The following is an 18,398-nucleotide window of genomic DNA, read 5'->3' as shown; positions in this document are numbered from 1 at the left end:
CCGGCCCCTTTCGAGGCAGCACCATGAGCGAGATCAAAAACGATCCCAACTATCCCAAACGGGGCCAGGTGCTGTTTGCCGCCCTGTTCCTGATCTGCGCGACCCTGCTTCTCGCAGCCATCGGCGATCAGACCAAGTGGCTGAAAGGCAAGGCCTTCTTTGCTCAACCGCGGTTCTGGCCCGGGATCGGTGTGGGCGGCATGGTGCTGTTCACCGCGCTGCATTACTGGAACCTGCCGCGCCGCGAACGGCGCATGCCGCGCTGGATCCGTGAGGCGGATTGGTTCCAATGGGCCGAGAGCCTGTTCTGGGCGGTGCTGGCCGGGGTGCTGGCCCTGACCCTGGGTCCGGTGCTGGCCGCGCCCTTCGTCTTCCTCGTCGCGACCCTGCGCATCAGCTACGTCTACCTGCACAAGATGGACTGGAAAGAGGCCAAGGTCTGGCTGTCGGTCTTTGAATGGGCGGGGTGGTTCCTGGCCTATGTGGTGCTGGTGCCGGTGCTGGGATATCTGCCGATGACCCTGGTCTTCGCACCGCTTCTGACCTGGCGCATGGGGTATCGGAGCCGCCGCATGCTCTGGGCGTCCGTGATCTTTGGCGTGCTGGTGGTGCTGATCTTCAAGGCCTTCCTGCAGGTGAAAATCCCGGGCGCGATGGTTTACGAATACCTGCCGGGCAGCATTCGCAACTTCTTCATCCTGAACCTCTGAGGGCGGCATGGACCTGATCCAAGAATTCTTCTCCCAAATGGGGGCAAGCGCGGGCATCCTGGCCCGTTGGGATGTGGTGCTGGCGCTTCTGGTGGGCTCGATCGGCGGCGTCTTGATCGGTGCGATTCCGGGCGTGGGTCCGGCGGTGGCCATCGCGATCCTGCTGCCCGCAACGTTCAGCATGGATCCGATTGTCGGGCTGACCGTGCTATTGGGTATCTATGGCTCGTCCATGTACGGAGGATCCATCCCGGCGATCCTGATCAACACGCCGGGCACGGCGGTCAACGCGCTGACCACCTATGACGGCTACCCGATGACCACCCGGGGGGAGGCGCGGCGCGCTTTGTCGCTGGCCTATTCATCCTCCTTTTTCGGCGGCATGTTCTCGGTCGCGGCCCTGATCTTCTTCGCCCCCGTGCTGGCCCAGGTGGCGCCCATGTTCGGCAGTCGCGAGATCTTCCTGGCAGCTCTTCTGGGCATCATCCTGGTGGTGGTGGCGCATCGCAAACACACGCTGATTGCGGCGGCCATGGCGTGCTTTGGCATCTGGCTGGGCACCATCGGTTTGCACCCGGCAAGCTACTCGAAACGCTATACTTTCGACCAGAGCTGGCTGTCAGGTGGGGTCAACCTGATTGTCGTGGTGCTGGGGCTCTTTGCCCTGTCACAGGCCTTCATCCTTCTGCAGGGGGACGATGAAAACGTGACCCTGAAGAAGATGAAAGGCAGCTTCTTCCAGGGCTTCCGCGAGCTTGCCCGCCACCCGCGCATCGCCGGGGTGTCGGCCACATTCGGCGTGGTCATGGGCATGATCCCGGGTGTGGGCGAGTTCACCGCGCAGTTCATGAGCTACACCTATGCCGCCAAGACCTCCAAGCGGCCCGAAGACTTCGGCCATGGCTCCAGCGAAGGCCTGATCTCGGCCGAGACCGCCAATAATGCGGTGCCCGCCGCCGCCATGGTGCCGCTTCTGGCGCTGGGCATCCCGGGCGAGGCGCTGACGGCGATGATGCTGTCGGTCTTCTACGTGCACAACGTCATTCCCGGCCCGCAGCTGTTTCAGAACGAGATGGACTTTGTCGTCGCGCTCTATATCGCGCTGGCGCTTCTGAATGTGCTGGTGGTGATCTTCCTGCTGATCGCCACGAACCAGCTGATCAAGGTGGTCAAGATCCCCAACAAGTTCCTGGTGTCTGCATCCTGATCCTGTCCTTCGTGGGCGTCTATTCCCTGCGCAATTCCTTCACCGACTGCATCCTGGCGGCGGGCTTCGGCATCCTGGGTTTCATCCTGAAACGCCTGAGCCTGCCCATTGTGCCGATCATCCTGGGCATGGTCCTGGGGGGCATCATGGAGGTCAAGCTGCGCAGTGCCATGGCGCGGGTGAAAAACCCGCTCGACTTCATTGATCGTCCCATCGCGGCGATCCTGTTTGTGATGATCCTGGGTGTGCTGGCGCTGCATGTGCGCCGCGTGCTCATGGATCGCAAGGAAAGAAAGGCCCAAGAATGGTCGAACAGTCACGCATCGACGAGCTTCGAAACCAACATGTCCCGCCGCAAGGCCTCTTTGTTGAAGGCGCGTGGCAAGCAGGTGAAGGAGAGACGCTCGACGTTCTCTCGCCGATCGACGGGGGACGACTGACCACGATTGCCCGGGCGACGGCCGGGGATGTGGATCGGGCGGTGGCCTCGGCGCGGCGCGCCTTTGACGATGGCCGCTGGTCGCGCATGGCGCCTGCCGGGCGCAAGAAGGTGCTTCACAAGCTTGCCGACCTGATCGAGAAACACGCGTTGGAACTCGCCGTTCTGGGCGTGCGCGACAATGGGACCGAGATCGGCATGGCGCTGAAGGCGGAACCCGGCTCGGCGGCGGGCACCTTCCGGTACTACGCCGAGGCGTTGGACAAGGTTTATGGCGAGATCGCCCCCACGGCGGGCAATGTGCTGGGCCTTGTGCATAAGGAGCCGGTCGGCGTGGTCGGCGCCATCGTGCCCTGGAATTTCCCGCTGATGATCGGCTCGTGGAAGCTGGCGCCCGCGCTGGCGGCGGGCAACTCGGTGGTGTTGAAACCCGCCGAAACCGCGTCCCTGACGCTGTTGCGCCTGGCGGAGCTGGCCTCCGAGGCCGGGCTGCCGGACGGGGTGTTCAACGTGGTGACCGGGCAGGGATCTGTGGCCGGTGAGGCCTTGGCCTTGTCGATGGATGTCGACGTGCTGGTCTTTACCGGTTCCGGCGGGGTTGGGCGGCGGCTGTTGGAGTATTCCGCCCGATCGAACCTGAAACGCTGTTATCTGGAGCTGGGTGGAAAGAGCCCGAATATCGTTTTCGCCGATGCGCCGGACCTGGAGCAGGCGGCGAAGGTTAGCGCGGCGGGTATCTTCCGCAATGCGGGTCAGGTCTGTGTGGCGGGGTCTCGTTTGTTGGTTCAGGAGAGTATTCACAATGAGTTTGTCGCCGCTGTCGCAAAACACGCCAGCGCAATGACGGTCGGCAACCCCTTGGATCTGAACACGAATATCGGTGCCGTGAACAACCTGCCGCAGCTAGAAGGCAACCTTGGCTTCGTTTCCAAGGCTGTCGAAGAAGGCGCAAATATCGCCCTCGGAGGCCGCCGCATCCTGGAAGAGACCGGCGGCTATTACATGGAACCCACCGTGCTGACCGGTGTCGCGCCGCAGCACAATGTCGCCCAGAACGAGGTCTTCGGTCCGGTGCTGGCCGTGACCCCGTTCAAGAGTGACGAGGAAGCCGTGCAGATCGCCAACTCCACCCAATACGGGCTGGCGGCGGGGGTCTGGACCCAGAACCTTTCCCGCGCCCATCGCATGGTGCGCGACGTGCAGGCGGGGGTCGTGCATGTGAATACCTATGGCGGATCGGACGGCACCGTGCCGCTGGGCGGGGTCAAACAGTCGGGCAATGGCCACGACAAGTCCCTGCACGCCTTCGACAAATACTTCGATCTGAAAACCGCGTGGATGCAGCTATGAGCGACAAGACGATCCTGGTCGTTGGGACCTATGACACCAAGGATGACGAGCTGAACTACCTGGCGGAGGTTATCCGCGGGCAGGGCGGCGGCGTCGCCACGATGGATATCTCGGTGCTGGGCGATCCCTCGGCGCCTTGCGATTACTCGAAACACGATGTGGCCGAGGCCGGGGGATCGTCGATCCAGATGGCCATCGACAGCGGCGATGAGAACACGGCGATGCAGATCATGGCCGAGGGCTCGGCGGCACTGGCCCTGCGCCTGTACCGCGAGGGCAAGTTCGACGGGCTGATCGTGCTAGGTGGCACCATGGGCACCGACGCGGCGCTGGACCTGTGCAAGGCGTTGCCGATTGGGGTGCCTAAATACGTGGTGTCGACTGTCAGTTTCAGCCCGCTGATCCCCCCCGAACGTCTGCCTGCCGATGTGCAGATGATCCTCTGGGCGGGCGGGCTTTATGGTCTGAATTCAATCTGCAAGGCGTCCCTGTCACAGGCCGCCGGCGCCGTGCTCGGCGCCGCCCGCGCGGTGGAAAAACCGCGCTTTGACAAGCCCTTGATTGGCATGACCTCCTTCGGGAAAACGGTGCTGCATTACATGGTCAGCCTGAAACCCGCACTCGAAGAACGCGGGTTCGAGGTCGCCGTTTTCCACGCCACCGGCATGGGTGGGCGGGCGTTTGAAAGCCTCGCCGCCGAGGGCGCCTTTGCCGCCGTCATGGACTTCGCTCCGCAGGAGCTGGGCAACCACATCATGGGCTCGTCGATCTCGGCCGGTCCCGACCGCATGACCAACGCAGGCGCCAGCGCCACGCCGCAGATCGTTTCTATCGGCTGTTATGACCTGGTGGATTTTATCGGCTGGCAGGAGGTGCCGCCGAAACTAGCCGGGCAAGAGGTGCACGCGCATAACCGCCTGCTGAGCTCTGTCATGATGGACGCCGACCAGCGCCGAGAAATGGCGCGCGCCATGTGCACGCAACTGGCCCAGGCCACCGGCCCGGTGGTGGCGCTGCTGCCCAATGAAGGCGGCAACGAATGGGACCGCCCCGGTGGCCCGCTGCATGACGCCGAGGCTTTCGAGGCCTTCAAATCCGAGCTGCGCGCCCATTGTCCGGACAACGTCACCCTGATCGAGCTGGACGCGCATATCAATGATGACGCCTTCGCGGATACCGCATTGCGGGTGTTCGACGGGTGGTTGGCGGATGGGACTGTAAAGGCGTGAAGCAGCGGGGCGGCGCCTGCATTGACCCGGCAGGCGAATTCGTTACGAATTCTGCCGGGAGCGGGCCCTGGGTGGGCGCTTGGGAACGAAAATTCAGGGCAGGCGAGTTGCCACATTCGGAACGCCGGTGCGATTTGCCACGTTGCAAAAGCGCCCTCCCGTGGGGAGGGTCGGGCGCCGCCCCGCTGCGCGGTGCGTGAATGACTTCTTCGCTGACGCTCGAAGGGCGTCCGTTATAAACCCGGTTCCCCTCGCTTTCTGAACAGGTTAATCTTCCCTCATAGACAGAGGGATACATGCCACATCTCAGTTTCGAATACAGCCAGGGGTTGGGAAATCACGCCGACCTGGATGCGCTTGCCGTGACCATGCGCGATGCGCTCATTGACACCGGCCACTGCCCCGTCGGCGGCATCCGCGTGCGCGGGTTTCGTGCCGATGTGAACGCGGTGGGCGACGATGCGGCGGAGTACCATTTCCTCGACATGATCCTGCGCTTGGGGCAGGGCCGCGACAATGCGACGCGGGGCGAGATAGCCGATCAGCTTTACGCCGCCGTCGAGGCCGCGCTACGCCCTCAGGTCAAGGACATTCCCTTCATCCTCTCGCTTGAGGTGCAGGAGATCGACAGCCAGTTCAGCCGCAAGAGCTGGTCCACCATCCACGCGGCCATCGCGGAGGCAAAGACATGAGAGAACTCGACCGGGCCCTGCCCATTGCGCTGTTGCACGCGCGCGAGGCGACCCTGAAACCGTTCCGCCAGCAGCTCGACAAGCTTGGGCTGACCGTGCAGCAATGGCGCGTCATTCGCGTGCTGGCCGAGGGGCGGCCCAAGAACGCCTCTGAACTGGCCGAGCTCTGCGTGCTCATGCCGCCGTCGCTCTCGCGCATCCTCAAGGCGCTGACCGAACGCGGGCTGATCGAGCGGGTGGACGACACCGACGCCCGCCGCCGCAAGGTGCAGATCACCGAGGCTGGGATGGAGGCCTACCACGCCCACGCTGGCCGCGCCGCCGAGATCTACAAGCGGCTCGAAGCAGGGTTCGGCGAAGAGAAGATGGAGCTTCTGCTTGACCTGCTGACCGAACTGCGCGAGGTGGCCAAGAAGGAAGCGGGCGATGAGTGAGATGCCCCGCCGACCCGAAGGCTCCGCCATCCTGCGCACCCTCGCCATGCCCGCCGACACCAACGTGGCAGGCGACATTTTTGGCGGCTGGGTCTTGAGCCAGATGGACATCGCGGGCGGCGTGCTGGCGGCAGAACGGGCAGGCGGCCGTGTGGCGACTGTGGCGATCAACGCCATGACCTTCATTGCCCCCGTGCAGGTGGGCGACGTGCTGTCGATCTACGGCGAAGTTGCGCGCGTCGGCAACACGTCGATGTCCATCGCGCTGGAGGCCTGGTCCGAACGTGACCGAGGCCGGTCGGCGACCAAGGTCACCGAAGGCGTGTTCGTGTTTGTGGCGCTGGACGAGGATGGCAACCCGGTGAAGGTGGGGTGATCACTTTTCTCGCAACAAAACGCCTAAGTATTGATTCATTTACATCTTGAACCTATCATTTTGATAGTTGATAAGGGTTTTCGACGATGCCCAACCTGGAATCAGGAACACAAAACGAATCGCCGCCAAGGCCGGAAATACTTCGGGAGCAAGTGAAGTTTCTTTCCGAAGACTCTGCTAATGTGATCATTACATACCATGCTGAGGAACGCATGTATGAGCGGGACATCACTTCGGCCATGATGTTCAAAGTGCTTCGAACAGGAATGATCAAAGGTGGGGTGGAAGAAGGGAAGAAACCGGGTGACTGGGTCGTGAAAGTCGCAGCAAACATGGTTGGAAACCGTGATGTTGGAGTTGTAACCGCGGTAGTTCAAGGCGGAAAGTTGGTGATCATCACCGTTGAGTGGGAAGACATCAGATGACTGGAAAATTCCACATTGGAGGCAAAGATTTTGCCCAAGAGCCTTATGTCTACCGGATTTCAGGTCTGGATGACGTTGTCCTGTTGAACGGCTTTTCACGTGAGGCGACCGATTACGGTGAGGGTGTGGCTATTGAGAATGTCGACAACCTGCATCGTGCAATCGCCTTGCATATTGTCTCGACGAAGAAGGCCTTGAACCCTCGCGAGTTTCGATTTCTTCGTCGTGAGATGGAGATGACACAGAACGAGCTGTCATCCGCTCTTGGCGTCGATGGTCAAACTGTTGCGCGTTATGAGAAAGGGCAAACCGGAATCACTGGTCCGGTCGACCGCTTGCTTCGCTTTCTGTTCGTGTTCAATCTCTTGCCTAAAGATATGCAAGCAGAGGTGATTGAGCGCGCACGCGAGGCGATCGAGCGTGATGAGGTGACGGAACACTCGCCTTCTTTCATTGAGGAAGAAGGTAGCTGGTTCGAAGCCTGTGCCTGAACTCTTAATTTAGATCTCCAATAGATAGGGATCTAAACTGAGATTGCGCGCGCGGGTTCCCAGACAGAAACCCGCTTTCGCGCGTAACTGTTCGGCCCTGCCGAACAGTTACCGAGTAAACTTCTTATACTTCAACCGCTTCGGCTCCAGCGCATCCGGCCCCAGGCGTCGCTTCTTGTCCTCTTCGTAATCCTCGAAGTTGCCCTCGAACCACTCCACATGGGCCTCGCCTTCGAAGGCCAGGATGTGGGTGCAGATGCGGTCGAGGAAGAAGCGGTCGTGGGAGATGACCACGGCGCAGCCGGCGAAATCGACCAGGGCGTCTTCCAGTGCACGCAGGGTTTCCACGTCCAGGTCGTTGGTGGGTTCGTCGAGCAAGAGCACGTTGCCGCCCTCTTTCAGCAGACGCGCCATGTGGACGCGGTTGCGTTCACCGCCGGACAGCAGTCCGACCTTCTTCTGCTGGTCGCCGCCCTTGAAGTTGAAGGAGGAACAATAGGCGCGCGAATTGACCTGCGCGTCGCCCAGTTCGATGATCTCGGCCCCGCCGGAGATCGCCTCCCACACGGTATCGCCATCGGCCAGGTCGTCACGCGACTGGTCCACGTAAGACAGCTGCACCGTGTCACCATAGCTGACTTCGCCCTCGTCCGGGGCCTCCTGACCGGTGAGCATCTTGAACAGGGTCGATTTACCGGCGCCGTTCGGGCCGATCACGCCGACGATGCCGCCGGGGGGCAGGCTGAAGGACAGGTCTTCGATCAGCTGCTTGTCGCCCATGTGTTTTTTGAGGTTCTCGACCTCGATCACCTTGCCACCCAGGCGCGGGCCGTTCGGGATGACGATCTGGGCGCGGGTGATCTTCTCGCGCTCGGACTGCGAGGCCAGGTCGTTATAGGCCGAGATTCGCGCCTTCGACTTCGCCTGACGGGCCTTGGCGCCCTGGCGCATCCATTCAAGTTCGCGTTCCAGCGTCTTCTGCTTGGCCTTGTCCTCGCGCGCTTCCTGCGCCAGCCGCTTGGCCTTCTGCTCCAGCCAGGCCGAGTAGTTGCCTTCGTAGGGGATGCCGCGCCCGCGATCCAGCTCCAGGATCCAGCCGGTGATGTCATCCAGGAAATAACGGTCGTGGGTGACGATCAGGATCGTGCCCTTGTAGTCGATCAGGTGCTGCTGCAACCAGGCGATGGTCTCGGCGTCCAGGTGGTTGGTCGGTTCATCGAGCAGCAGCATGTCGGGCGCTTCCAAGAGCAGCTTGCACAGCGCCACCCGGCGTTTTTCACCACCCGACAGGGTTGCGATATCCGCGTCATCCGGCGGGCAGCGCAGTGCCTCCATCGAGACGTCGATCTGCGCGTCCAGGTCCCAAAGGTTCTCGGCGTCGATCTTGTCCTGAAGCTCGGCCATCTCCTCGGCGGTCTCGTCCGAGTAGTTCATGGCCAGCTCGTTATAGCGCTCCAGGATGTCCTTCTTGGCCTTCACGCCCAGCATGACGTTTTCCCGCACGGACAGGGTTTCGTCCAGCTGCGGCTCCTGCGGCAGGTAGCCCACCTTGGCGCCCTCGGCCGCCCAGGCCTCGCCGGTGAAATCCTTGTCGAGGCCTGCCATGATCTTCATCAGCGTCGACTTACCGGCGCCGTTCACGCCGACGACACCGATCTTCACGCCCGGCAGGAAGCTCAGGCGGATGTTTTCAAAGCATTTCTTGCCACCGGGATAGGTCTTGGAGACACCATCCATGTGATAGACGTATTGATAGCTGGCCATTGGGGGGCTCCGTCGCGTGTTTCACCGTTTGGCGCTTGATAAATGAGGGGGGCGGTGGGGGCAATGGGCCTAGGTTAGGATCGTCAAAGTCGGGCAAGTTGTAAGGCAGTAAATGCACCCACTAGCAGCCCCACGATAGGCCTTTGCGATACAAGCCCCCCGGCAAGGGCACCGAAACTTGCGGCTGCAACCTGCTTAGAGGACGGCTTATTGGTGGTAGCGAGAGAAACGAAATGCTCGCAATTGAAGCTTACAGCATTGTAGGGGCGCCCGAGGAACCGCTCAGCGGTACTGATCCAGACTTGCCCCTCCGCAGAGTTCGCCGGAAACCTGTGAACAGCGAACCCAGCGGAGCCCGCAAATTCACTTAGACTTCGTTTTGTGACACCTTGATCGGCGGGGGAGTTGTCGATGACAAATCCATTTCCAGCGTAAATGCCGTAGTGGGTGACGGGGAATTTGCGAGTTTTGAGTATGGTTCCAGTTTTCATTGTGTTAGGTTCCTTGTGGAAATTCGTAGATTTTGGCATTTCCCGAAAAACGGGAATGCCTGAAAAGTATGCATATGAGGTGAGATGTCAATGCCGGAATCAAGGATCACGTTCCCCGACGCGGTTTTCGGGCAACTTCTCGCAGGGGTGAGAAAAAGACGTGGATTGGATCAGGAGGCACTTGCGGCAAGGATCGGCATGAGTCGAACGGCTTTATCGCGCCTGGAACGCGGAGACAGCAGTGCGAATCTCCCGACCATCATCAAATTGTCGGATGCTCTGGGCTTCCAATCCGTTTCCGATCTCATGGCAGAATACGAAGCAGCAGAGTGTTCCATCCGGGAACGTGGTGTAAACGTAGTTGGGAAGGATGAAGCTAAAGGGGATGGTGCATTGCTTGCGCTTGTTGGTGTGGCTGCTTTGGCTGCCCTCTTATCTGCGCGCTAAGCTTCTGCGTTCACAGCCCCTTCTCAAAAAACACATCCGGATAGGGATCATCGTTGAACCGGTCGATCTCAGCCCACCCCGCATTGCGATACAGCGTGACCGCTTCGGGCAGGGCCGAGTTCGTGTCGAGCCTCAGCGTGGTGATGCCCAGGGCCCGCGCGGCGTCCTCGGCTTCGTCCATCAGGCGGGTGGCGAGTTTCAATCCGCGCGCGGAGGGCGCGACCCAGAGGCGTTTGATTTCCGCGACCTCCCCGCCCGTGCCTTTCACGCCGACGCAGCCCAGGGGCATCCCGTCGGAGAAGGCGACCAGGAAGGTGCCGCGGGGTGGGCGCATGTCGGCGGCATCCGGGTCGCGCGACAGGTTCACGTCGAAGCCGCCGTCGAAGCGGCGGTTCAGCTCGGCGTAGTATTCCTCAAGGCAGAAGCGGGCGTGTGGGTCCTGTGGGTCCGCTTGGCGGATCTCGATCCGGTCTCGACCGAGGGCCGAGGCGACGAGGTCCATTGCCGCCAGCAGCGCCTCGGGTTTGGGGTGGCCGGCCAGGGTGGCCGCAGCCTGATCGTTGGACAGGGCCTCGTAGGCGTCGAACTCGGCCTGGCCTGCCTCGGTCAGGGCGGGCAGGCGGCGGCGGGCGTCCTCGGGGTGCGGGTCGGTGGTGACCAGCCCTTCACCCTCCAGCTGGCGCAGGAGGCGGCTCATCAACCCGCTGTCGAGCCCCAGGTAGGCGCGGACTTCCCCCACGTCTCCAATGCCTTGGCCGATGGCGTTCAACACGCGGGCGACGCCCAGGGGGCGGCCGCGGCCAAGAAAGCTCTGGTCCAGGGCGCCGGTCTGCGTGGTAACGGCGCGGTTGAAGCGGCGGATACGGGCGATTGGGTCGTGTGTCATGGTGTCTGACTTAAGTCAGACATCTTTCGGCGTCAAGGCCTCTGACAAAAGTCAGATACCCTGCTGATTGACAAGCCGCAGGCAGGGCGCGAAACAGGCGCGATGCGGTTTGACATTCCATATGCGTCCCCGGGCCAGGTGGTGGGCCTGTTGGGCGGGTCCTTTGATCCGGCCCACGGCGGCCATGTGCATGTGACGCGCGAGGCGTTGAAACGCTTTGGACTGGACCGGATCTGGTGGCTGGTCAGCCCCGGCAACCCATTGAAATCTCACGGCCCCGCGCCGATGGTGGATCGCCTGGCCCGCGCGCGCGAGATCATGCGTCATCCCCGGGTGGAGGTGACCGATCTGGAGGCACGCACCGGTACACGCTACACCGCCGAGACGTTGGAGGCACTGTTCAAACTCTACCCGGGCGTGCGTTTCATCTGGCTGATGGGAGCGGACAACCTGGCTGATTTCCACCGTTGGGAGCGCTGGGACTGGATCCTGTCGAACGTGCCCGTAGGGGTGATCGCCCGCCCCGGTGACAGGGTCGACGCGCGCACCAGCGTGGCGGCGCAGCGGTTCCGGCATGCGCGCCTGCGTGGGCGCGAGGCGGCGCTTCTGGGGCATTCGCCTGCTCCCGCGTGGTGCCTTGTGAATGTGCCGATGGTGGATCAGTCGAGCTCGGCCATCCGGGCGCGTGGTGAGTGGGGGGGAGACGCCAAATAACCTTGTCTGCCTTGGCTCTCCTGTCTTGAATCTGTTGCCCGTGCGCGGTTAAGTCCTCTTATGGAGAAGGGTATTTCAAGACGAGTTCTTTTGGGGGGGCTCGGCGTCATGCTGGCCCAACCCGGGCTGGCCAATGCGCCGATGCGATCACCGTTGCCGCTGCGCAGGCCTGCGGATTTTGCCAGGCGCACCGCGCCCACGCTGGAGGCGCTGATCGCCCAGGCGGGGCTGGGTGGCAAGGTCGGCTGCGTGGTGGCCGATGCGCGCACCGGTCAGGTGCTGGAGACGCACAACCCCCTGTTGCAGATGCCACCGGCCAGCGTCGCCAAGGCGGTCACGGCCTCCTATGCGCTGGATACGCTTGGAGCGGATCATGTGTTTTCCACCCGGCTGGTGGCGACGGGGGCGATCGAGGGCGGCAAGATCCAGGGCGAATTGGTGCTGGTCGGCGGTGGCGATCCCATGTTGGATACCAATGGGTTAGCTGCGATGGCCGCACGGCTGAAAGCCGCCGGGGTCAGCGGCGTGACCGGCAAGTTCCGCGTGCATGCCGGTGCCTTGCCTTATCAGCGGCAGATTGATCCCGGGCAGCCGGATCACCTGGGGTACAACCCGGCGATCGGCGGGCTGAACCTGAATTTCAACCGGGTGCATTTTGAATGGAAACCGGTTGGTGGGAACTACACGGTGGCGATGGACGCGCGGTCTGATCGCTATCGTCCCGCGGTGCGCATGGCGCAGATGCGTGTGGTCGACCGTGACATGCCCGTTTACACTTATGAACAGGCGCGCGACGTGGACAAATGGACCGTGGCGCGTTCGGCTCTGGGCAATGGCGGGTCGCGCTGGTTGCCGGTGAGGCGGCCGGATTTGTATGCGGGCGAAGTGTTCCAGGCATTGGCGGCGGCACAGGGCGTGCGCCTGCCCGCACCCGAGGTCAGCCGCAAGTCGCCGGTGCGCGGCCAGGTGCTGGCCCAGCAGGATAGTGCGCCGTTGTCGACCATTGCGCGTCTGATGCTGAAACACTCGAACAACCTGGTGGCTGAGGTGTTGGGTCTGAGCGCCAGCCAGGCCCGTGGCACGCGGGTGTCGAGCCTGGAGAGCTCGGCCCGCAGCATGAGCGGCTGGATGAAATCCGAGATGGCCGCGAAACGGCCAAAACTCAAGGATCACAGTGGGTTGAGCGACGCCAGTCGGATCTCGGCCAGTGACATGGTCAAGGCGCTGGTCAAGGTCGGCGCCGGGTCGGACCTGCACGGGTTGATGAAGGACATCCCGGCGCTGGACCGTCATGGGAACAAGATCGAGGGGCCTGCCCATCAGGTGCGGGCGAAGACCGGGACGTTGAATTTCGTCAGTTCTCTTGCTGGGTACGTGACGACACGCGGCGGGCGCCCCTTGGCGTTCGCGATTTTTACCGGAGACCTGGATCGGCGCGCAAAGATTGCGCGGGCGGACCGTGAACGCCCCTCGGGCGCGCGCGGATGGTCCCGTCGTTCGCGTGGATTGCAGCATCAGCTGATTACACGCTGGGCGGAGCTGCACGATGTGTGATGCGAGGGCGGCAAAATAGTGTTTGAAGTCAGTGGCTAAGCGGATGCCGTGCGCCCAGGTTCCGGGCGCACTCCTGGTTCAAACCGGCAGCCGCGTCAGGACATTGACGGCGTGTTCACCGCCTCCCGGCTGGCCGGTCGGGCAGCGCAGACCTCATACCAGCGCATGACTTCGGGAAAGTCGTCCAGGCCGATTTCGTCGCGGGCGTCATAGGCGGTGAGCATCGCGCGGATCCAGGGCCAGGCGGCAATGTCGGCGATGGTGTAGTCGCTGCCCATGATGTAGTCACGACCGGCAAGCCTTTGATTCAAAACGGACAACAAACGGCGGGCCTCGTCGCGGTAGCGCTCCAGCGGGCGTTTGTCCTCGATCTCTTTCCCGGCGAAGGCATGGAAGAAGCCGAACTGGCCCAGCATCGGGCCGAGGCCGCCCATCTGCCACATCACCCATTGCAGGGTCTCGTAGCGTTCGGGCGGGTTGATTGGCAGGAATTTCCCTGTTTTTTCAGCAAGATAGATCAGGATTGCCCCGCTTTCCCATAGTGGTAAGGGCTTGCCGTTCGGGCCATCCGGATCAATGAGCGCGGGGATCTTGTTGTTCGGGTTCAGCGACAGGAATTCTTCCGTCAACTGATCGCCCTGGCGAATGTCGACCCGGTGGGCCTCGAACTCCAACCCGGTTTCCAGCAGCATGGCGGAGACCTTGACCCCGTTCGGCGTGGGCAGGGAATAGAGCTGGAGCATCTCCGGGTGGGTGGCGGGCCAGCGTTTGGTGATGGCGAAGTCTTCGAGCATGGGAACCCCTGAATGTTAATATCTTTAAAGGAAAAACCGGGCTGGTTTTAACGACTTTAAAGATTTGCTTTGCGGAATATGGCGCAGGCCCCCGCCGGTTCAAGAGCGATCACGCGCTTTGTGATACCTGGTCGGAAATCCAGCCATAGGTCCGTGCCATACCCGCGCGCAAGTCGACGGTCGGTTCCCATCCCAGGCGTGCACGGATCAAGCGGTTATCGGAGGTACGGCCACGCACGCCTTCGGGGCCGGGCACGTTTCGGATGCGCAGGGGTTTGCCCGACAGGTCGATCACCAGCCGGGCGAGGCTGTTGATCGAGACCATTTCCTCGGACCCGATGTTTACGGGCCCCGCGAAGTCGGAGCGGGTCAGGCGGATGGTCGCCTCGACACAGTCGTCGATGAACAGGAACGACCGGGTCTGCAAACCGTCGCCCCAGATCTCGACCTCGCCGCCATCCGGAGCCTCGGCCACCTTGCGGCAGAGCGCGGCGGGGGCTTTTTCACGCCCGCCGGTCCAGGTGCCCTGGGGGCCGTAGATGTTGTGATAGCGGGCGATGCGGCAGTTGAGGTCGTGATTGCGCGCGTAGCTTTGGTAGAGCCGTTCGGAAAACAGTTTCTCCCAGCCATATTCGCTGTCGGGGTTGGCCGGGTAGGCGCTGTCTTCAACGCAGTTGGGATTTTCCGGGTCGAGCTGGTTGTGTTCGGGGTAGATACAGGCCGAAGAGGCGTAGAACAGTCGCCCGACACCGGCCCGGTGCGCGGCTTCGGCGATGTTGAGGTTGATCTGGGCGGAGTTGTGCATGACGGCGGCGTCATTGGCGCCGGTGAACAGGTAGCCCGCCCCGCCCATGTCGGCAGCGAGCTGGTAGAGCTCGTCATAGGGCTGGCGCATCAGGTCGCGCACCACGGCGGGATCGCGCAGGTCGCCCAGGATGAAATCGTCGGCGGGGCTGGGGGCGAATTCGGGTGCCTTCAGGTCGATGCCGGTGACGTGGTGGCCTTCGTCCTTCAGGCGGCGCACAAGGTGGCTGCCAATGAAGCCGCCCGCGCCGCAGACCAGAATGCGTTTCAACATGAAATCCCCCAAAACCCGCAGAGAGGGTAGGGCGTGCGGGGGGCTGGGCCAAGGAAAACCTCAGTCCGGGCGGCGATAAAGGCGGTTATAGAGCCACAGGTTCAGCCGGTTCCAGCGCCCGGTCGGCCAGAGCAGCCGTTTGCAGCGCGCAGAACAGGCGTGTTCGGTCGGGTATTTCACCGCATATCCGAGGGCCGCGTCATAGTCGCCACCGGCCCAGCGTGTCGCCCCATCCTTCGCGCGCACGGTATACATCGTATAGGGGTAGCGGCGGATGAGGTGGCCCAGGCGGGCCCGTTTGAGTTGCAGCCAGTAGATATGCTCGCACGCCCATTTCTTGCGATTTTTCAGGCGCTTGTAGAAGGCGTCCGGGTCGCGCAGCATGTCGTCCATGTAGCTGAGCACCTTGAGCAGATGGCGGCGGTTGGCAATCAGCTCGCGGTCGGTGTAGCCGCCCCAATCCTCGCCATCAGGCAGCCATATGTGGTCGTTGGGCAGGTATTTCAGCGGCACATGGGGGATCAGGTGCATGAAATCCGAACGGGTGACAACGAAACGGTCGTAGTGATTGATCACCCCGCTGTCGATCAGGCAGCGACGCAGATACCAGCGAAAGAAAATCTGGATCGCGCCGGAGCCCGGATGCTGGTAGGTTGGGTGCTTGATGCCGCCCAGCCACTGATCGGGGATTTGCAGCAGTTGCCGCCAGTTGCCGGACCAGCCTTCGACCTGTTGGATATGGTCGAAGGCGTCGCCCCAGTCGTCGGGTTCCTCGTAGGTCCAGACGTGTTTTGCGTGCGTGTAGAAGGGGTTGGAGGTATCCTCGCGCGGATTGGCCCCCACGCAGAGCGCCAGGTCCGCGTCGTTCGGGTCGAGGAAATTTCGCTTGAACAGGTCGAAGGTCAGCTCATGCGCGCGGGTTTCCGCGAGCACGATGATCAGGGTGCGCGAGCTGGATGCAGCGGGCACGGCCGTGGGGTCAGGCGGTCATGTGCCGCGCGCGGGCCCCGCGTTCGATGGCGGCGGCGTGCAGGCGGTCGATGTTCAGCTCGTATCGCATCTCTTCGAGCAGCCTGAGCTCGGGCGCGTTCAGGGCGCCATCGGCGGCGGCCACGTCGCAGGCCAGCGCGTAAGCCGTTTCGAACAGGTGTTCGGGCAGGTCGCCGCGAATGAGGCCAAACAGCGCGTCCAGCCCGTCCTCTTCCCCGAACAGGTCGAACACCGTCTGCGAGACGGTCTTGATCCGGTCCATGTCATAGTTCGCAAAGACCGGCAGGTGGTTCACGATGCTTTCGATCGTGACCAGTTCCGAGGTGCGCACGGTCTCGTCCGAGGCCGAGATGGCGATCATCATCATCACCAGGCAATCCTGCGGGCTCAGGGGATGGGGGGCTTGTTCGCTCATGGCGCGGGTCCTGTCACTTGTTCCTGCCCGCAGCATAGGCGGGCAGGGGGTGGGGTCAAGCGGCTGGTTACGGGGAGAATTGCCGTGAAATGGCGTGGAAATGGCCGGTTCGCGTTGACTCGTGCCGCGCCTGCACAATAGGACGGCAGAACCGGCCGCACGGGGTGGCCGGATCAGAAACAGCCGGTCCGGTGCGTCGGGCCGATGGAGACCCAAATGTCCGAACTGCGTGAAGCCGCGATGTCGTCCAAAGCCTGGCCGTTTGAAGAAGCCCGCCGGGTGCTCAAACGTTACCAGAAGGGCGCACCCGAGAAGGGCTACGTGCTGTTCGAGACGGGCTATGGGCCGAGCGGCCTGCCGCATATCGGCACCTTCGGCGAGGTGGCACGCACCACGATGATCCAGCGGGCGTTCGAGGTGATCTCGGACATTCCGACCAAGCTGATCTGTTTCTCGGACGACCTGGACGGCATGCGCAAGGTGCCGGGCAATGTGCCGAATGCGGAAAGCCTGCATGAACATCTGCAAAAGCCGCTGACGAGCGTCCCGGATCCGTTCGGCACGCATGAGAGCTTTGGTCACCACAACAACGCGATGCTGCGTCGGTTCCTGGACACGTTCGGGTTTGAATACGAGTTCTACTCGGCGCAGGAGTTTTATCAGTCGGGCCAGTTCGACGAGGTGTTGAAACGCGCGGTCGAGAAGTATGACGAAGTCATGGCGATCATGTTGAAGTCGCTGCGGGAAGAACGGGCAGCAACCTATTCGATCTTCTTGCCCATTCACCCCGAGACGGGGCGTGTTCTGTATGTGCCGATGAAAAAGGTCTGCGCCGAGACCTATACCGTGACCTTCGATGACGAGGACGGCAAGGAATGGACGCTACCGGTCACAGGCGGCAACGTGAAGCTTCAGTGGAAGCCGGATTTCGGTGCGCGCTGGGCGGCGCTGGGCGTTGATTTCGAGATGTATGGCAAGGAACATGCCACCAACGAGAAAATCTATGACGCGATCTGCCGAGCACTGGGTGGTCGTCAGCCGAACCACTTCAGCTATGAGCTGTTTTTGGATGAGAACGGCCAGAAGATTTCCAAGTCGTCCGGCAATGGCGTGTCGATTGACGAATGGCTGACCTATGCGTCGACCGAGAGCCTGGCCTATTTCATGTTCCTCAAGCCCAAGACCGCCAAGCGCATGCATTTCGATGTCATTCCGAAGGCGATGGATGAATATCACCAGCAGCTGAATGCCTATCACAAGCAGGATGTGAAGGCGCAGCTGAACAACCCGGTGTGGCATATCCACGGCGGCGACGTGCCGGTGTCGAACATGGTTGTGCCGTTCTCGATGCTGCTCAATCTGGCCTCGGTGGCGCATGCGCATGACAAGGACGCGCTGTGGGGCTTCATCCAGCGCTATGCGCCGGATGCCTCGCCGGAGACGCACCCGGACCTGGATGCGGCGGCGGGCTATGCGGTGAAGTATTACGAGGATTTCGTGGAACCGGCGAAGGTGTTCCGCCTGCCGACCGACCAGGAACGCGCCGCGATGGTCGACCTGGCCGCCGCCTTCCGCGATGGCGAGAAGGCGCTGGCGCTGATCGCGCAGAAGAACGCGCTGGTTGGCAACGAGGATCCGCTGCCTCAGGTCGACATGGCCTCGGACGAGTTCCTGCAATCGGTGGTTTTCGCGGTCGGCAAGATCCACGAATTCGGCAATCTGCGTGAATGGTTCCAGGCGCTTTACGAGGTGCTGCTGGGCGCCTCGCAGGGGCCGCGTTTCGGTGGGTTCGCTGCGCTCTATGGGGTCGAGGAGACCGCCCAGCTGATCGACCAGGCGCTGGATGGCGCTCTTGTGAAGTCGTAAGCCGGGGCGCGCCCCTCTTTCGTGCTACACTGCCCTCAGGGAGGGT

At 62.2% G+C, this 18,398-nt stretch carries 19 protein-coding genes and 1 pseudogene; 13 read left to right on the top strand and 7 right to left on the bottom strand.

Going from position 1 to position 18,398, the window contains the following annotated elements:
- Positions 1 to 23: 23 nt before the first annotated feature.
- From ACO07D_RS20725 to ACO07D_RS20685, 9 genes and pseudogenes are all read left to right on the top strand, one after another.
- Positions 24 to 710 carry a tripartite tricarboxylate transporter TctB family protein gene (locus ACO07D_RS20725; RefSeq protein ID WP_421704825.1) on the top strand — a complete coding sequence of 229 codons (687 nt, stop codon included), beginning with the start codon at positions 24 to 26 and terminating at the stop codon, positions 708 to 710.
- 37 nt (positions 711 to 747) lie between these two features.
- A pseudogene (locus ACO07D_RS20720) lies at positions 748 to 2,357 on the top strand (tripartite tricarboxylate transporter permease).
- The gene (locus tag ACO07D_RS20715) at positions 2,240 to 3,706 is read left to right on the top strand and encodes an aldehyde dehydrogenase (protein WP_421705081.1); all 1,467 of its coding nucleotides are present in this window, start codon (positions 2,240 to 2,242) and stop codon (positions 3,704 to 3,706) included. The pseudogene ACO07D_RS20720 and the gene ACO07D_RS20715 overlap by 118 nt, the downstream one beginning before the upstream one ends.
- Positions 3,703 to 4,935: a Tm-1-like ATP-binding domain-containing protein gene (locus tag ACO07D_RS20710; protein ID WP_421704824.1), complete on the top strand. Its 1,233-nt coding sequence runs from the start codon at positions 3,703 to 3,705 to the stop codon at positions 4,933 to 4,935. Before ACO07D_RS20715 ends, ACO07D_RS20710 begins: the two co-directional genes overlap by 4 nt.
- 296 nt (positions 4,936 to 5,231) lie before the next feature.
- A complete protein-coding gene (locus ACO07D_RS20705; RefSeq protein ID WP_421704823.1) occupies positions 5,232 to 5,627 on the top strand; it encodes a 5-carboxymethyl-2-hydroxymuconate isomerase in 396 nt (131 codons plus the stop codon).
- Positions 5,624 to 6,061 carry a MarR family transcriptional regulator gene (locus tag ACO07D_RS20700; protein ID WP_421704822.1) on the top strand — a complete coding sequence of 146 codons (438 nt, stop codon included), beginning with the start codon at positions 5,624 to 5,626 and terminating at the stop codon, positions 6,059 to 6,061. The genes ACO07D_RS20705 and ACO07D_RS20700 overlap by 4 nt, the downstream gene beginning before the upstream one ends.
- Entirely contained in the window at positions 6,054 to 6,437 is a 384-nt protein-coding gene (locus ACO07D_RS20695) for an acyl-CoA thioesterase (protein WP_421704821.1), read from the top strand. The genes ACO07D_RS20700 and ACO07D_RS20695 overlap by 8 nt, the downstream gene beginning before the upstream one ends.
- An 86-nt stretch (positions 6,438 to 6,523) precedes the next feature.
- Positions 6,524 to 6,862 carry a DUF4258 domain-containing protein gene (locus ACO07D_RS20690; RefSeq protein ID WP_421704820.1) on the top strand — a complete coding sequence of 113 codons (339 nt, stop codon included), beginning with the start codon at positions 6,524 to 6,526 and terminating at the stop codon, positions 6,860 to 6,862.
- Entirely contained in the window at positions 6,859 to 7,353 is a 495-nt protein-coding gene (locus ACO07D_RS20685) for a helix-turn-helix domain-containing protein (RefSeq protein WP_421704819.1), read from the top strand. Before ACO07D_RS20690 ends, ACO07D_RS20685 begins: the two co-directional genes overlap by 4 nt.
- 108 nt (positions 7,354 to 7,461) lie before the next feature.
- Here ACO07D_RS20685 and ettA read toward each other — a convergent pair whose 3' ends face one another.
- Both ettA and ACO07D_RS20675 read right to left on the bottom strand, forming a co-directional pair.
- Positions 7,462 to 9,117: an energy-dependent translational throttle protein EttA gene (ettA, locus tag ACO07D_RS20680; RefSeq protein WP_421704818.1), complete on the bottom strand. Its 1,656-nt coding sequence runs from the start codon at positions 9,115 to 9,117 to the stop codon at positions 7,462 to 7,464.
- 83 nt (positions 9,118 to 9,200) lie between these two features.
- The gene (locus tag ACO07D_RS20675; protein WP_421704817.1) at positions 9,201 to 9,608 is read right to left on the bottom strand and encodes a lecithin retinol acyltransferase family protein; all 408 of its coding nucleotides are present in this window, start codon (positions 9,606 to 9,608) and stop codon (positions 9,201 to 9,203) included.
- An 84-nt stretch (positions 9,609 to 9,692) separates the two neighbouring features.
- Between ACO07D_RS20675 and ACO07D_RS20670 the strand changes: the two genes are divergently transcribed.
- Positions 9,693 to 10,055 carry a helix-turn-helix domain-containing protein gene (locus tag ACO07D_RS20670; protein WP_421704816.1) on the top strand — a complete coding sequence of 121 codons (363 nt, stop codon included), beginning with the start codon at positions 9,693 to 9,695 and terminating at the stop codon, positions 10,053 to 10,055.
- 10 nt (positions 10,056 to 10,065) lie between these two features.
- Here the strand turns inward: ACO07D_RS20670 and ACO07D_RS20665 are convergent, their stop codons facing one another.
- Positions 10,066 to 10,941 carry a bifunctional helix-turn-helix transcriptional regulator/GNAT family N-acetyltransferase gene (locus ACO07D_RS20665; protein WP_421704815.1) on the bottom strand — a complete coding sequence of 292 codons (876 nt, stop codon included), beginning with the start codon at positions 10,939 to 10,941 and terminating at the stop codon, positions 10,066 to 10,068.
- Between the two features lie 102 nt (positions 10,942 to 11,043).
- Between ACO07D_RS20665 and ACO07D_RS20660 the strand changes: the two genes are divergently transcribed.
- On the top strand, positions 11,044 to 11,655 hold the full coding sequence (locus ACO07D_RS20660) for a nicotinate-nucleotide adenylyltransferase (protein WP_421704814.1): 612 nt from the start codon (positions 11,044 to 11,046) through the stop codon (positions 11,653 to 11,655).
- Positions 11,656 to 11,763: 108 nt separating this feature from the next.
- Positions 11,764 to 13,209 (top strand): D-alanyl-D-alanine carboxypeptidase/D-alanyl-D-alanine endopeptidase, encoded by a 1,446-nt coding sequence (dacB, locus tag ACO07D_RS20655; RefSeq protein WP_421704813.1) that lies wholly within the window; start codon positions 11,764 to 11,766, stop codon positions 13,207 to 13,209.
- Between the two features lie 95 nt (positions 13,210 to 13,304).
- Here the strand turns inward: dacB and ACO07D_RS20650 are convergent, their stop codons facing one another.
- The 4 genes from ACO07D_RS20650 to ACO07D_RS20635 form a co-directional block, all read right to left on the bottom strand.
- Positions 13,305 to 14,003, bottom strand: coding sequence for a glutathione binding-like protein (locus ACO07D_RS20650; RefSeq protein ID WP_421704812.1), 699 nt, complete (start codon positions 14,001 to 14,003; stop codon positions 13,305 to 13,307).
- Positions 14,004 to 14,112: 109 nt separating this feature from the next.
- Positions 14,113 to 15,081, bottom strand: coding sequence for an NAD-dependent epimerase/dehydratase family protein (locus tag ACO07D_RS20645; RefSeq protein ID WP_421704811.1), 969 nt, complete (start codon positions 15,079 to 15,081; stop codon positions 14,113 to 14,115).
- 60 nt (positions 15,082 to 15,141) lie between these two features.
- Positions 15,142 to 16,050, bottom strand: coding sequence for a hypothetical protein (locus ACO07D_RS20640; protein ID WP_421704810.1), 909 nt, complete (start codon positions 16,048 to 16,050; stop codon positions 15,142 to 15,144).
- A 10-nt stretch (positions 16,051 to 16,060) separates the two neighbouring features.
- Positions 16,061 to 16,486, bottom strand: a complete 426-nt coding sequence (locus tag ACO07D_RS20635) for a tellurite resistance TerB family protein (protein ID WP_421704809.1) — start codon at positions 16,484 to 16,486, stop codon at positions 16,061 to 16,063.
- Positions 16,487 to 16,702: 216 nt separating this feature from the next.
- On the opposite strand from ACO07D_RS20635, the gene ACO07D_RS20630 reads away from it, so the two are divergent.
- Positions 16,703 to 18,352, top strand: a complete 1,650-nt coding sequence (locus ACO07D_RS20630; protein ID WP_421704808.1) for a lysine--tRNA ligase — start codon at positions 16,703 to 16,705, stop codon at positions 18,350 to 18,352.
- Positions 18,353 to 18,398: the final 46 nt, after the last annotated feature.

The organism is Aliiroseovarius sp. (assembly GCF_965228805.1).
In the GTDB taxonomy this organism is placed as follows: Bacteria; Pseudomonadota; Alphaproteobacteria; order Rhodobacterales; family Rhodobacteraceae; genus JASBTN01.
Note: the sequence above shows the minus strand (reverse complement) of the source record. Positions and strands in the feature narration are given on the sequence as shown.